The sequence below is a fragment of the Streptomyces sp. NBC_00094 genome, assembly GCF_026343125.1.
In the GTDB taxonomy this organism is placed as follows: Bacteria; Actinomycetota; Actinomycetes; order Streptomycetales; family Streptomycetaceae; genus Streptomyces.
Map to the genome: position 1 here is coordinate 8,045,940 of NZ_JAPEMB010000001.1, position 13,469 is coordinate 8,059,408.

Here is a 13,469-nt window from a genome sequence, read left to right on the forward strand (position 1 = left end):
CTCCGGCACCTTCGAACGCGAGGCGCGGGCACCCAGCGCGCTCCAAGCCGGCGAGGCCTGCCCCGTCCGCGCTACGCACCCGCGGGGAGGGTCTGGGCCCGCAGGTCGGGGGAGTGGGCAGGCTGAAGCGCGACGGGGCTGCGGTCGTCGCAAGACAAGATCAACGACGTCTGCAGGCGTGTAGCTCGATGGGCCCGGTTGAGATGCCTAAGCCGGGCACGCCGGGGTGCAGGACGGGATGCGCCCCACCCCAGCCGGGAGTCGGCTGACGGAGTGGATCTCTTCCACCACATGAGCGTGTTTCGAAATGTCGTCCGAAGATTCGTTCCGGTATGGCGATAGAGCTGAGACGTCACACCGGGTGTGACGTCTCTTCCTGACACCGAGCGAAAGCAGGGCATCTCGTGCTGAAGAAGTGTCTCGTAGCCGCCGCATCCGCGGCGCTGGTGATGGGGCCGGCCGCTGTGGCGCAGGCCGACGACATCGTGCGCGTCGTGGAGGAAACGGTGACCATTCCGGTCGCCTCCGGCGGCTACCCCGGCAGGGCTTCGGCCATGGCCTCCTGCCCGCCCGGCGAAACCCGGACCGGTGGAGGCGCCAGCGTGATCGCGGGCAACTCGCACGCCGACCGGTACCTGCTGCACTCGACCCAGCCGATCAGCGGTGAGGCCTGGTGGGCCTTCGCGTCGAACACGGACACCACCAACCCGGGAACCCTGAAGGTCTACGCCATCTGCGCGAGGGTGGTCAGCACCCCGGCCCTCACCACGCCCATCAAGACCTGACCCAGGTGTCCACTCTCATGTGGCGGTGAGAAGTCCGTGCAGGCGCTCGGCTGGGGTGTCCCAGCCGAGCGTCTTGCGCGGCCTGTGGTTCAGCTCGGCAGCGACGGCGTCCGGGTGTTCGCGCCAGTGCCGGGACAGGTCGGTTCCCTTCGGGAAGTACTGGCGGAGCAGGCCGTTGGTGTTGCCGTTCGTTCGCCGTTGCCAGGGGCTGTCCGGCCGGCGGTCCACTCCGTAGCCCAGGCCCCGGCGTTCGGCGGCTCCATCCGTAGCGCCCGGAGGCCAAGGCCATTCCTGCGTAACCCCGGCGTGGGCCGTCCACGACAACCCGCACGCCCTCCTGATGCGCGTCCGCAACCGTGACAGCCTGCGAAGGCGGCTACTCGGGCAGAGGGCGATCGTCGATGACGTTCTTCATGACGAGTGTGGAGGTCAGGCGCTGGACCCCGGGCAGACGTGCGAGCTGCCGGTCGTACAGCTCCTGGAACGCGGCCAGGTCCGCGGTCGCGATCCGCAGGAGGTAGTCGGGCTCGCCGAACAGGCGCTGTGCCTGAAGCACGTGCGGGATGGCGGCCACGGCTTCCTCGAAGGCCGTGACGGTGTCCGCGTCCTCCCAGCGCAGGGTGGCGAACACGAGGGCCTCGAAGTTCAGGCCGACGGCGGCCGGGTCGACTACGGCGCGGTAGCCGCGGATCGCGCCCTCGCGTTCGAGGTCGCGCAGCCGGCGGTGGCAGGGCGAGACGCTGAGCTTCACGCGGGCGGCCAGCTCGGTGATGGTCAGGCGGCCGTCGAGCTGCAGCTCGGTAAGAATCTTCCGGTCCAGGGCGTCCATGGAGAAGATTCTCCCTCACATGGCGCGATCATGAAGTAAAGACGCAAACACCTTCGGGCGTAACCGGCCTAGCCTTCCCTCCAGAGCAAGAAATGCGAGAGGGAACGAACGATGGATACGACGACACTGGCAGCCTTCCTGGTGGTGGATCTGTTGCTGGTGTTCACTCCGGGCGCGGACTGGGCCTACGCGATCTCCGCCGGACTGCGGGAACGCTCCGTCGTCCCGGCCGTCACAGGGCTGATCGCCGGACACGCGGCCTACGCGCTGGTGGCCGTCGCGGGCCTGGCGGTGATCGTGGCGAGCTCCCCGGCCGTGCTCACCGCCCTGACCTTGGCGGGCGCCGGCTACCTGCTGTGGCTGGGCTGGGGTGTTCTGAGGCAGCCGGCCGTACCGGCGGCCGCCGGAGAGAGCACGGACGCCTCCCGTATGCAGGTCATGCTCAAAGGAGCCGGGATCAGCGGCCTGAACCCGAAGGCGCTGTTGCTGTACTTCTCGCTGTTCCCGCAGTTCATCGACACCGCCGACGGCTGGCCGGCCGCCGCGCAGACCGGTCTGCTCAGCACCGTGCACCTGACCGCGTGCGCCGTCGTCTACCTCGCCGTCGGCGTCCTGGCCCGCACGGTCCTCAGGACCCGGCCCTCGGCCGCCCGGGTCGTCACCCGCATCAGTGGTGCCATGATGATCGCCATCGGCGCCTTCCTGCTGGTGGAACGCCTGGCCGGCTGAAGACCCCGTCCCGCTCCACCCGACACGGTCCCGAAGGAGGGCATGCACGTGGAAGACCAGACGCGGCAGGAACAGGCGAGCCCCGCAGCCCGGAAACGCATCCAGGACAGCTTCGATCTGCAGGGCCTCATGGCCCACCTCGGCGCGCGCCTCGCCCATATCGGCCCCGGTCGCGTCCACATCGTGCTCCCGGCCCGTCCCGAGGTGACCCAACAGCACGGCTACGTCCATGCCGGTGCCACCAGCGCCATCGCGGACAGCGCCGGTGGCTACGCGGCGCTCACGCTGTTCGACGAGGACTCCGAGGTCCTCACCGTCGAGTACAAGATCAACCTCCTCGCGCCCGCCGCCGGCGACCACCTCGAAGCGATCGGCACCGTCCTGAAGACCGGACGCACCCTGACCGTCTGCCAGTTGGAGGTGTACGGCGTCCAGGGCGACGGCGAGCGGAAGCTCGTCGCCAACGGCCAGCAGACCCTGATCCGCGTCGACAGGCCCGTCGAGTGAACCCGCAGCCCTCTCTGCCGTCCTGGCTGACGTGGTGGCAGCGCCCCTTCCCCGACGCCAACACCCTGCTGCTGCACGGACGGCAACCAGCCCTGATCGACACCGGGTTCGTCGGTCACGCGGAGGAGACCGTCGCCTGGGCTCGCGCGCACGCCGGCGGCGTCGACCTGGTCGTCAACACCCACTGGCACTCCGACCACGTCGGCGGCAACGCACTCCTCCAGGCCAGGGGCGCCGCCGTCGCCGCCGGAGCCCCGGAGGCCGAGGCCGTCTCCCGCCGCGACCCCGGATGCTGCGCGGCCGAGTACCTCGACCAGCCCGTCGCCCCGTACACCGTCGACCTCGCGCTCGACGACGGGCAGGTCCTCCGCCTCGGGGACACCGACTGGGAAGTCGTACGCACCCCCGGCCACACCCCGGGCCACCTCGCCCTGTGGCAGCCGGAGGAACGGCTCCTCGTCGTCGGGGACGCGCTGTCGGACTACGACGTCGGCTGGGTCAACCTCGCGCTCGACGGCCTCGATGCCACCACCACGGCCCTCGTCTCCCTCAAGCGGTTGGCCGACCTCGCTCCGCGCGTGATCCTCCCCTCCCACGGGCCGATCGTCGCCGACCCGGCCGCCGCCTTCGCGGCCGCCCTGCGACGTGCCCAGCGCCTCGTCGACGACCCCGACGGAGCGGTCTGGTACGGCGCGCGCAGGATCCTCGCCTTCGCCCTGATGATCCGCGACGGCATGCCGGCCGACGCGATCGAGCCGTACCTCCACGCCCGCGCCTGGGTCACCGATGCCGCACGCCTCCTGGACGTGACTTCCGAGGCCCTCGCCACAGAACTGGTCACGACGATGCTCGCCGGCGGTGCGATCGTCCTGCGCGACGGACGCCTGCGCGCCGCCGCCGACCACACCACAGTGGCGGCCGAAGCGTTGCGCGTGCCCTACCCACGAGCCTGGCCGGCGACCGGGCCGCGCTGACCTGCGGTGGAACGAGGGGCGGGCCGCGGAGGCGGGGTAATCCGAGCGCGTCCCGTCAGTGGTGTCGGTGGGCGTTGAGCCGGGCGGCCTGGCGTGTCAGGTGGTCGCGTTCGGCGAGGTTGGGTGCTGTGTGGGCCGCCTCGGCGTACAGCCGTGCCGCTGTCACGAGGTCGCCGTCGCGCTCATGGAGGTACGCCGCCACCGCGGCGTGGCGGGGCAGTGAGGCGTCCAGCGCCGCGAGTACCGCCAGGCCGGCGCGCGGCCCGTCGGCCTGCCCGACGGCGACCGCGCGGTTGAGCCGGACGACGGGGCTGTCGGTCAGGCGCGTGAGCTCGTCGTACCACTCGACGATCTGCACCCAGTCGGTCTCCTCTGCGGTGGGCGCGTCGGCGTGGAGTGCCGCGATGGCGGCCTGGGCCTGGAACTCGCCCAGCCGGTCGCGGGCGAGGGCCGCCTGGAGGATCTCGACGCCCTCGGCGATCAACGCGGTGTCCCAGCGGCCGCGGTCCTGCTCGGCGAGCGGCACGAGGCTGCCGTCGGGCGCGGTCCGGGCGGCCCGCCGGGCGTGGTGGAGCAGTATGAGGGCGAGTAGCCCCGCCGCCTCGGGGTGGTCTACACGGGCCGCGAGCTGCCGGGTGAGCCGGATCGCCTCGGCGGCGAGGTCGACGTCGCCGGAGTAGCCCTCGTTGAACACGAGGTAGAGGACGCGCAGGACGGTGGCGACGTCGCCGGGCTGGTCGAAGCGCACTCCGGAGACGGTGCGCTTGGCCCGGCTGATGCGCTGCGCCATGGTCGCCTCGGGCACCAGGTAGGCCTGGGCGATCTGGCGCGTGGTCAGCCCGCCGACGGCACGCAGCGTGAGCGCGACCGCCGACGCCGGGGTCAGCGACGGGTGAGCGCACAGGAAGTAGAGCTGGAGCGTGTCGTCCAGCGCGGGCGCGGGCCCGGGTGCCGGCTCCTCCTCGACGCGGTCCTCACGCCGGCGGCGGGCGGCGTCGGCGCGTGTCGTGTCGAGGAACTTGCGCCAGGCCACGGTGATGAGCCAGCCCTTGGCATCCCGAAGGGGCTCTCCCGCGCTCGAGCGGACCCGTGAGCTCGGGGACGGGTCGGCCGGCCAGATCCGGAGCGCTTCGACCAGAGCGTCCTGCACGGCGTCCTCCGCCGCCGCGAAGTCGGCTCCGCGGCGGACGAGGACGGTGAGCACACTCGGTGTGAGGCTCCTGAGCAGGGCCTCGTCCATCGGTGACGTCACTCCGTGATGGTGGGCGGCGCGGCCAGGAACGGGCGTACCTCCAGCCATTCGTGGATCGGCTTGCCGCCCGCCCCGGGGGCGGCCGACAGCTCTCCGGCCAGCTCGACGGCGCGCTCGTAGCTGTCGACGTCGATGATCATCCAGCCGGCGATGAGATCCTTGGTCTCCGCGAACGGTCCGTCGGTGACCGGCGGGCGGCCCTCGCCGTCGTAGCGGACCCACGCTCCCTCGGGGGCGAGCGCCTGACCGGCGACGAACTCGCCTGTCTTCTCCAGCCGGGCCGCGAAGTCGTTCATGTACTGCATATGGGCCGAGATCTCCTCCGGGCTCCACTGGTCCATCGGTACGTCGTTGACCGGAGCCGGGGCGCCGCGGTAGTGCTTCAGCAGCAGGTACTTGGCCATCGTGGTTCTCCTCGGTGCGGGTGCGGCCCATTGTGGTCGCGTTCACCTCGGGGACGGAGCCCGACGCGGGTTCTCGACATCGCCGTCCGAATTTCTTTCGGGCTTTCGCGGATGAGCCCGGGAGGGCCGTCTGGCTACCGGCCTGGGCGAGGCGCCCGGGCCATACGGACCGCCGAGCTGGAGGCCGCGCCCGGCCGATGGTCCGAGGCTGCCCCTCATCGCTCCTCCCGGGCGCCGCCCCAGTGCTCGGAGCCTGGCCGGTGCTCCTCTTCCCTTGCCTGCCAAGGGTGTTGGAGGATCCACGCATGAACCCGCATGCGACCGAACCGACCGCCGACGCGTCGGCCACGTACCTCACAGCGCTACACGAACGGCTGACGGCCGACGGTTGCACCGTGACCTTGCCTCACTGGAACGACCGCCGGGTGGTGACAGGCTGCCGCGCCGACCGCAAGGTCCGCTGGTTCGGGACGAAGGCCGAGCTGTTCGTCTTCGCGACCACCGTCCCCGAGATCGATGCGGCCACCCTGGGGGATTTCACCGCCTGGGCCATGAGCTACGCCAAGAGCCTGCGCGGCGGCATACCCGGTGCCCGTAACGCGGCACTGGTGCTCCCCGCCCTGGTGAGCGCGCGCGTCCAGCCCCAGGCGGCCCAGTGGGCCGCCCAGGACGCCCGGATCCTCGACGCGACGCTGATCAGCCGCCCCCTCACGGTCGAGACCACCCCGGACACGGTCCGGACCACGATGTACCGGGGCCGGGTCGTCTGGGGCGGCATGTTCACGGGCCATGTACTGGAGAAGGCCGCCCTGTACTTCCCGTGATCTCGGGCGGCGGGTCTCCTGAGGGCCTCCGCCACCTGCAACGACGCTGAGGTGGTCCGTCGACCACCGCGGCGACCCCGCCGGACCCCACACCGAGCTCTACGCCGACATCGCAGCAGGCCGACGCCGAAGCCCCCCACGGACCGGCCCTGGGCGGACCCGCTCCTGGAGTCCGAGCGCCCCGGATCCCCGACAGAACCTAGTGGCCGATCCGCCGCCACTGCTGGCCGGTGCCGCCGTCGGCCGTCTGCTGCTCGATCGTCGCGAGGTCGGCCGTCGAGTCGCCGGTCACGCCCAGCACCTTGCCGCTGCGGGCGCAGGTGATGACGACGTGTCCGTCGCCCGTGTCGGTGATCTCCCACTGCTGGTTGGTGGCGTGCGACGTGTGCCACTGGAGGAGCGGCGCGCCGTCGGCCGACGAGCCGCCGCCGATGTCCCACGCCAGCGGGGTGCCGCCGTGCGTGGTGGAGATCTCGTAGAGCCCGCCTCCGACCGGGATGAAGCGGAACTGCTGGTTGGCGGACGAGCTCGGGGTGTACTGGATCAGTACCGTGCCGGCCGAGGTGGAGGCGTTGGGGACGTCGATCGCCCGTCCCGAGTTGCGGTTGATCAACTGGAAGACGTCGTACTGCGCGGGCGGCGTGACGGTGACTGAGCCCGCCGAAGGGATGGTCACGGTCTGGCTCCACGAACCGAAGACCACCTTCGTCGAACGGCCGGCCGTGCCGCGCAGCGTGGCGCTGGTGACCTGCCCCGAAGACCAGCTCAGGTCGACGGTGAGACCGCCCCGCACCCCGATGCCGGTGACCGAGCCGGAGGCCGCCCACGCCTTCGGCAGGGCGGGCAGCAGCTCGACCCGGCCCGGGCGGGACTGGACCAGCATCTCGACCATCGCGGCCGGTGTGCCGTAGTTGCCGTCGATCTGGAAGATGTAGCCGCTGCCGTAGCGGTACATGTCGAACATGTTGATCGCGGTGCCGGCGGCCGCGCTCCCCGTCGGCTGCAGCACGGAGAGCATGAGGTCGTACGCCTTCTCGGCGTGCTTCAGCCGCGCCCAGCACAAGGCACGCCAGGCGCTGGCCCAGCCGTAGCTCGCGAGGCCCCGGGCCTCCAGCAGCTTGGTGGCGCCCGTGACGAGAGCGGCGGGGGAGTCCTGGAGGTTGATGCGGTCGCCCGGGAAGAGGCCCATGTGCGCGGAGAGGTGACGGTGGGTGGTGTCGCCGAGGTTGTCATCGCTCATCCACTCCTCGAGCCAACCGCTCGTGGCGCTGACCTGCGGCATGTAGAGCTTGTCCTGGAGCCCCCCGATGGTGGAGGCGTACGCGGCGTCGTTGCCGAGCAGGGCGGCCGCGGCACGGAAGTTCGCGAACAGCTGCCAGACCAGTTCCTGGGCGTAGGTGTTGCCACGGGTGTCCTCCGGACCGTGCTCCGGCGACCAGTCGTGGTCGTCGACCAGGACCTCGCGCCCCGCCACGGTCATCGTGACCAGTCGCGCCTCCCAGAACTCGCAGGCGCCCTTGAGCAGCGGGTAGATCCTGGCGAGGTGCGCGGTGTCCTGGGTGTACTCGTAGTGCTCGTAGAGCGAGTTGCAGATCCAGGCGTTGCCGGCCGGGTGCCACCACCAGCCGTTGCCGCCCCAGACGTTGGTCGAGAAGGCCAGGGTCCACCCGGCCACCCGGCCGGAGGTGTTGCGGTACCGGTTGCGAGGGTCCTGGAAGAGGTTCGTGGTGGCCGCCCGCCACCCCGGCAGCTGGGCGACACAGTAGTCGGTGAGCGCGTCGAAGCACTCGGGCAGGCCGACCCGGTCGGGCAGCCAGTAGTTCATCTCGATGTTGACGTCGTTGTGGTAGTCGGAGAACCACGGGGGCTCGTTGCTGTCGACCCACAGGCCCTGGAGGTTGGTCGGCAGGCTGCCGCGCGATCCGGTGATCGTCAGGTAGCGGCCGAACTGCAGGTAGGAGGCTTCCAGCTCGGGGTCCGGGGTCGCACCGGCCGCACGCGCGGCGAGCCGGGCGGGGGTGTCCAGGGCCCGCTGCGCCGCCGTGGAGACGCCCAGGTTCACCGCCATCCGCTGCTGGAGGTCCTGGAAGTCGGCGACGTGCGTGGCGAGCAGGGTCGAGCCCGCGACCGCGGCGGCCCGCGAGGCCTTGGCGCGGGCGACGGTCAGCGGTACGAGGGAGGTGTTCTTGTACGCGACGGAGTGGTCGGCCTTGTAGTTGGTGCCGCCGGAGAGCACGAGCACGACCTCGGTGCAGTTGCCGAACGTCACCTTGGCGCCGGTGGCCGACACGGTGCCGCCGGTGCCGACGGCCTTGACCAGGGTCGCGTACGTGAGTGTGTTCGGCAGAGCGGTCGCGAACGACACCTCCGCGGCCTGGGCGTTCCGGGAGACCGTCTCGCCGCGGGTGCCCGCGAGCGTCATCGAGCCGGTGTAGGAACCGCCGCCGCTCTGGGTCAGGCGGACGATGATCACGTCGTCCGGGTGGCTCGAGAACACCTCCCGCCGATAGGTCACGCCACCCAGCTTGTACGAGGCCGTGACCAGGCCGTTGCTCATGTCCAGCGTGCGACGGTAGTCGGTGATCGCCGTCGTGGTGTGGGCCGGGATGTCGAGGTAGGCCTTGGCGAGCATGCCGAACGTGCCGAAGCCGCCCGCGTCGTACGAGAACTGACCGTCGGACTGCAGGACGGCGTTGGCGTGACCGGTCCACAGGGTCGCGTCCGCGAGGACCAGGCAGTCGTGTGAGGGGTCGCCGGTCACCAGGGCTCCGAGTCGGCCGTTGCCGACGGGCAGACCCTCCTCGATCACCTCGGCCTCGGTGCCGGGCTGTGCGTACCAGAGCGTGACCGCCTCGCTTTCGGGCACCAGCGCCAGGCTGCCGGCGGTGCGCGCGGCGGCGGCGGCCGGCGCGGTGAACTCGGGCAGCGACGAGAGCGCGAACACCGCGCCGAGGGAAGCGGCTGCGCGCAGCAGTCCGCGACGGGACACGTCCGCCGGCTCTTCGGCGGCGGAGTGGGCACGGGGGTGGGAGGTCATGGCCTGACGGCTCCTTCTAGGGGGTGCGGGCCGGAGTCGGCGACAGGGCAGAAGTGCACGCCAGTCAGGAAGGGACGTCAAGAGATTCGACGAAAATCCCTATAGGAAAAATCGCCATGCGCGGCGGGCGAACTCGAATGCTCCGCCAAGAGGGGTGGTTTGCTGGTGTATCTGCCGAAAGATAAGAGGTGGTGACCTCGCGGTGGCTGCCGGTAGAGGGTGCTTTCCTATGGGATGCAGATGGCTCGCGAGTATGACCGCTCCGTGGCGGGCTCCTGGTGATTTCGGTTCGACCCCCGTAAGGTCGGACCATACTTTTCCCTGAGGAGGACCACATGCGCATCGGACTCTTCGCCACCTGCCTGGGGGACACCCTGTTTCCCGACGCGGTGCGGGCGACGGCTCTGCTGCTGAGCCGCCTCGGCCACGAACTGGTCTTCCCACCGGACCAGACCTGCTGCGGACAGATGCACCTCAACACCGGCTACCAGCGCGAACCCGTGCCGCTGATCAGGAACTTCGCGGAGCAGTTCGGCGACACCTCCATCGACGCCGTCGTCATGCCCTCCGGTTCCTGCGCCGGGTGCGTCCGGCACCAGCACATGACCGTGGCCGACCGCTACGGCGACGCGGCGCTGCGCGCCGGGGTCGCGGCGGTGAAGGACAAGACGTACGAGCTCTCCGAGTTCCTGGTCGACGTCGCCGGTACCGTCGACGTCGGCGCGTACTTCCCCCACCGCGTCACCTACCACCCCACATGCCACTCCCTTCGGATGCTGCGGGTGGGCGACAAACCGCTGCGACTGCTGCGCGAGGTCGAAGGCATCGACCTCGTCGAACTCCCCGAGGCCGACGCCTGCTGCGGCTTCGGAGGCACCTTCGCCGTCAAGAACGCCGCCACCTCCTCCGCCATGCTGGCCGACAAACTCGACCATGTGACCTCCACGGGCGCCGCCGTGTGCACCGCGGGCGACTCCTCCTGCCTCATGCACATCGGCGGCGGCCTGTCCCGGATCAGTTCCGGGACACGCACGCTGCACCTCGCCGAGATCCTCGCGGCCACCCACACCGCGCCCCACGCCCTGACGGAGGCCGCACGATGAGCAGCACGTTCCTCGGGATGCCGGCCAGGCCGCCCCGTTCCCCGTACGGCGAGGGCCATCTGCGCGGCGACCAGGCGTTCCCGCAGGCCGCCGCGCGCGAACTGGGCAACCGGCAACTGCGCGACAACCTCCACAAGGCGACGCGCACCATCCGCGCCAAGCGGCTCGCCGTCACCGCCGAACTCCCCGACTGGGAGGAACTGCGCTCCGCCGGAGCCGCCCTCAAGAACGAGGCCATGAGCCGGCTGCCCGAACTCCTCGAACAGCTGGAGGCGAAGGTCACCGAGGCCGGCGGCACCGTGCACTGGGCCCGGGATGCCGCGGAGGCGAACGCCCTCGTCGCCGAGCTGGTCGCCGCCACCGGCAGCCGGGAGGTCATCAAGGTCAAGTCGATGGCCACCCAGGAGATCGGCCTCAACGAGTACCTGGAGAGCCAGGGCGTCACCGCTCACGAGACCGACCTCGCCGAACTGATCGTGCAGCTCGCCGACGACCGCCCCTCCCACATCCTCGTTCCCGCGATCCACCGCAACCGCGAGGAGATCCGCCGCATCTTCCTCGAACGGATCCCGGGTGTCGACCCCGACCTGACCTCCGTCCCCGCCGAACTCGCCGCCGCCGCGCGGGCGTACCTGCGCGAGAAGTTCATGACCGTCCCCGTGGCCGTCTCGGGCGCCAACTTCGGCATCGCCGAGACCGGCACCCTGTCCGTCGTGGAGTCCGAGGGCAACGGCCGGATGTGTCTGACCCTCCCGAAGACGCTGATCACCGTCATGGGCATCGAGAAGGTCCTGCCCCGCTACGCCGACCTGGAGGTCTTCCTCCAGCTGCTGCCCCGCTCCTCCACCGGCGAGCGCATGAACCCGTACACCACGCTGTGGACCGGAGTGACCCCCGGCGACGGGCCGCAGGAGTTCCACCTGGTCCTCCTCGACAACGGACGCACCGCCGCGCTCGCCGACGCCGTCGGCCGGGAGGCCCTCAACTGCATCCGCTGCTCGGCCTGCCTCAACGTCTGCCCGGTCTACGAACGGGTCGGAGGACACGCGTACGGCTCGACCTACCCCGGCCCGATCGGTGCCGTCCTCACCCCGCAGCTCGCCGGCACCCACGCCGCGAAGGACGACCCCAACGCCTCGCTGCCGTACGCCTCGACGCTGTGCGGAGCCTGCTACGACGCCTGCCCCGTCAAGATCGACATCCCGTCCCTGCTCGTGGAACTGCGCCACCAGACCACCGAGCGGACAGGACGCGGCGCCGAACAGCTCGCGATGAAGGCAGTGGCCGCCGTCATGGGCCGCCCGAAGCTCTACCGGGCGGCGCAGAAGGCCGCCGCGATCGGTCGGATCGCCGCCGGGCGTGACGGGACGATCTCGCGTCTCCCACCACCGCTGAGCGGCTGGAGCGAGAGCCGGGACACCCCCGCCCCGCCTCGCCGGACCTTCCGCGACTGGTACGCCTCCGAGGAGGGACGGCGCGCCCTCGCGGCCGCCGCCGAACACCAGGACCTCGACGAGACCCCCGAGGGGGAACGATGACCACACGCGACACCGCACGCGACACCGTGCTCGGCCGTGTCCACGACGCGCTGGGCCTGGCCCCCCGGAGCCCCGTCGCCGTGCCCCGCGACTACCGGCGGGGCCGCACCCTGCCGGACGACGAGCGGCTCGGTCTGTTCACCGACCGACTCGTCGACTACCAGGCCCAGGTGCACACCTGCACGTCCGCCGAGACCCCGGCCACCCTCGCCTCCGTCCTCACCCGCCTCTCCGCCTCCCGCGTCGGCTTCCCCGCCGGACTGGACCCCGCCTGGCTCGTCGACTGGCACGGCGAAGCGGTCGAGGACCGGGCCGACGTACCCGCCCCGGACCTCTCGGCACTCGACGCCGTGGTGACGGCCTCGGCGGCGGGCTGTGCCGAGACCGGGACGATCTTCCTCGACGGCTCGGCCGACCAGGGCCGCCGCGCGCTGACCCTCGTACCCGATGCCCACGTGTGCGTGGTGGACCTCTCCCAGGTCGCCGTCGGCGTCCCGGAGGCCCTGGCCCGGCTGGTGCCCGAACGGCCGACCACGTTGATCAGCGGACCGTCCGCCACCTCCGACATCGAGCTGGAGCGTGTGGAGGGCGTCCACGGCCCCCGCACCCTGATCGTGGTCGTCCGTACCGACGCCTGAGCCGACGCCCGAACCGAGGCGGGTGTCGGCGCCCGTCGCGGTCGGCCCGCCACCGTCGTACGTGATCACGCCCCGGGTAAACTGGCCCCGCCCCGACACGTCGTACCACGGAGGAGTCCCGGATGCCGGCAGACGACCCGTCCGTCTCCGCGTCCGGGAGGACCGGCCGCCCGGCGCCGCCGCCCGCCCGCCAGGTCCTCTCCGACAGCGTGTACGAGCGGATCAAGGCGATGGTCATGGACCACGAGATCGCCCCCGGCGCCCGCGTGGGTATCGAGGCCCTGGCGCGCGGCCTCGATGTCTCGCCGACTCCCATCCGTGAAGCACTGGCCCGCCTGGAGGCCGACGGCCTCGTCGTCAAGCGCTCGCTCTCCGGATACCGGGCGACCGAGCTGCTGACGAGGGACGGCGTCGAGGAGCTCTTCGAGATGCGCATGCTCCTGGAACCGCACGCGGCGGCGCTGGCCGCGCTCAACGCCGACGAGGGCCAGCTGGACGTCCTGGAGGCGATCCAGGAGGACATGCAGTCCCACCCGGGACCGAGCGGTCCCTACGCCGCCTACCGCGACTTCGCCGGGCTGGACCAGCGCTTCCACGACGCCGTCGCCCAAGCGGCCCACCGGCCCCTGCTCGCGGACGCGGTCGAACGGCTCCACTCGCATCTGCACATCTTCCGCCTCAGCAGCCTGCCCCACGCCGACGACCCGACCGCGACGGAGCACGATCGGGTCGTCCGGGCCATACTGCGCCGCAGCGCCGACCGGGCTGCCGAGGCGATGAGGGACCACCTCACCCGCAGCCTGGAGCGCCAGCTCAGCCGGTTCGACGAGGAGTGACCGAGCCGGCCCG

Annotated in this window: 13 protein-coding genes and 1 pseudogene; 9 read left to right on the forward strand and 5 right to left on the reverse strand. The window is 71.2% G+C overall.

The genetic code is table 11. From position 1 onward, the window contains the following. Nucleotides 1–404 precede the first annotated feature (404 nt). On the forward strand, nucleotides 405–785 hold the full coding sequence (locus OG580_RS35500; RefSeq protein WP_267047771.1) for a hypothetical protein: 381 nt from the start codon (nucleotides 405–407) through the stop codon (nucleotides 783–785). A gap of 15 nt (nucleotides 786–800) precedes the next feature. Here OG580_RS35500 and OG580_RS35505 read toward each other — a convergent pair. Then, nucleotides 801–1,001, reverse strand: a pseudogene (locus OG580_RS35505) (transposase); the annotation flags it as partial. Between the two features lie 160 nt (nucleotides 1,002–1,161). Next, complete coding sequence (locus OG580_RS35510; protein ID WP_267047772.1) at nucleotides 1,162–1,614, reverse strand: Lrp/AsnC family transcriptional regulator; 453 nt, start codon at nucleotides 1,612–1,614, stop codon at nucleotides 1,162–1,164. Between the two features lie 111 nt (nucleotides 1,615–1,725). Here OG580_RS35510 and OG580_RS35515 point away from each other — a divergent pair, with 111 nt between their 5' ends. Genes OG580_RS35515 through OG580_RS35525 form a run of 3 tightly spaced genes read left to right on the forward strand, consistent with a single transcriptional unit; the run spans nucleotide 1,726 to nucleotide 3,824 of the window. Further along, entirely contained in the window at nucleotides 1,726–2,343 is a 618-nt protein-coding gene (locus tag OG580_RS35515) for a LysE family translocator (protein ID WP_267047773.1), read from the forward strand. A 48-nt stretch (nucleotides 2,344–2,391) separates the two neighbouring features. Further along, nucleotides 2,392–2,850, forward strand: a complete 459-nt coding sequence (locus OG580_RS35520; protein ID WP_267047774.1) for a PaaI family thioesterase — start codon at nucleotides 2,392–2,394, stop codon at nucleotides 2,848–2,850. Then, nucleotides 2,847–3,824 (forward strand): MBL fold metallo-hydrolase, encoded by a 978-nt coding sequence (locus tag OG580_RS35525; RefSeq protein ID WP_267047775.1) that lies wholly within the window; start codon nucleotides 2,847–2,849, stop codon nucleotides 3,822–3,824. The genes OG580_RS35520 and OG580_RS35525 overlap by 4 nt, the downstream gene beginning before the upstream one ends. A gap of 55 nt (nucleotides 3,825–3,879) precedes the next feature. Here OG580_RS35525 and OG580_RS35530 read toward each other — a convergent pair whose 3' ends face one another. Then, nucleotides 3,880–5,064: an RNA polymerase sigma factor gene (locus OG580_RS35530; RefSeq protein ID WP_267048233.1), complete on the reverse strand. Its 1,185-nt coding sequence runs from the start codon at nucleotides 5,062–5,064 to the stop codon at nucleotides 3,880–3,882. Between the two features lie 8 nt (nucleotides 5,065–5,072). After that, the gene (locus OG580_RS35535; protein WP_267047776.1) at nucleotides 5,073–5,480 is read right to left on the reverse strand and encodes a YciI family protein; all 408 of its coding nucleotides are present in this window, start codon (nucleotides 5,478–5,480) and stop codon (nucleotides 5,073–5,075) included. Nucleotides 5,481–5,875: 395 nt separating this feature from the next. On the opposite strand from OG580_RS35535, the gene OG580_RS35540 reads away from it, so the two are divergent. Next, a complete protein-coding gene (locus OG580_RS35540; protein ID WP_267047777.1) occupies nucleotides 5,876–6,304 on the forward strand; it encodes a hypothetical protein in 429 nt (142 codons plus the stop codon). Between the two features lie 199 nt (nucleotides 6,305–6,503). Here OG580_RS35540 and OG580_RS35550 read toward each other — a convergent pair whose 3' ends face one another. Next, nucleotides 6,504–9,341 carry a glycoside hydrolase N-terminal domain-containing protein gene (locus OG580_RS35550; RefSeq protein WP_323182671.1) on the reverse strand — a complete coding sequence of 946 codons (2,838 nt, stop codon included), beginning with the start codon at nucleotides 9,339–9,341 and terminating at the stop codon, nucleotides 6,504–6,506. A 335-nt stretch (nucleotides 9,342–9,676) separates the two neighbouring features. On the opposite strand from OG580_RS35550, the gene OG580_RS35555 reads away from it, so the two are divergent. The 4 genes from OG580_RS35555 (at nucleotide 9,677) to OG580_RS35570 (ending at nucleotide 13,456) form a co-directional block, all read left to right on the forward strand. Next, entirely contained in the window at nucleotides 9,677–10,444 is a 768-nt protein-coding gene (locus OG580_RS35555) for a (Fe-S)-binding protein (protein ID WP_267047778.1), read from the forward strand. After that, nucleotides 10,441–11,982, forward strand: a complete 1,542-nt coding sequence (locus OG580_RS35560) for a LutB/LldF family L-lactate oxidation iron-sulfur protein (RefSeq protein WP_267047779.1) — start codon at nucleotides 10,441–10,443, stop codon at nucleotides 11,980–11,982. The genes OG580_RS35555 and OG580_RS35560 overlap by 4 nt, the downstream gene beginning before the upstream one ends. After that, nucleotides 11,979–12,620 (forward strand): LUD domain-containing protein, encoded by a 642-nt coding sequence (locus OG580_RS35565; RefSeq protein ID WP_267047780.1) that lies wholly within the window; start codon nucleotides 11,979–11,981, stop codon nucleotides 12,618–12,620. Before OG580_RS35560 ends, OG580_RS35565 begins: the two co-directional genes overlap by 4 nt. 122 nt (nucleotides 12,621–12,742) lie before the next feature. Beyond that, a complete protein-coding gene (locus tag OG580_RS35570) occupies nucleotides 12,743–13,456 on the forward strand; it encodes a GntR family transcriptional regulator (protein WP_267047781.1) in 714 nt (237 codons plus the stop codon). Nucleotides 13,457–13,469: the final 13 nt, after the last annotated feature.

Bases quoted from the DNA above. Each gene is read 5' to 3' on its own strand.
- OG580_RS35510 (WP_267047772.1), bottom strand. From the start codon at position 1,614: ATGGACGCCCTGGACCGGAAGATTCTTACCGAGCTGCAGCTCGACGGC.
- OG580_RS35515 (WP_267047773.1), top strand. From the start codon at position 1,726: ATGGATACGACGACACTGGCAGCCTTCCTGGTGGTGGATCTGTTGCTG.
- OG580_RS35530 (WP_267048233.1), bottom strand. From the start codon at position 5,064: ATGGACGAGGCCCTGCTCAGGAGCCTCACACCGAGTGTGCTCACCGTC.
- OG580_RS35535 (WP_267047776.1), bottom strand. From the start codon at position 5,480: ATGGCCAAGTACCTGCTGCTGAAGCACTACCGCGGCGCCCCGGCTCCG.
- OG580_RS35550 (WP_323182671.1), bottom strand. From the start codon at position 9,341: ATGACCTCCCACCCCCGTGCCCACTCCGCCGCCGAAGAGCCGGCGGAC.
- OG580_RS35555 (WP_267047778.1), top strand. From the start codon at position 9,677: ATGCGCATCGGACTCTTCGCCACCTGCCTGGGGGACACCCTGTTTCCC.
- OG580_RS35560 (WP_267047779.1), top strand. From the start codon at position 10,441: ATGAGCAGCACGTTCCTCGGGATGCCGGCCAGGCCGCCCCGTTCCCCG.
- OG580_RS35565 (WP_267047780.1), top strand. From the start codon at position 11,979: ATGACCACACGCGACACCGCACGCGACACCGTGCTCGGCCGTGTCCAC.
- OG580_RS35570 (WP_267047781.1), top strand. From the start codon at position 12,743: ATGCCGGCAGACGACCCGTCCGTCTCCGCGTCCGGGAGGACCGGCCGC.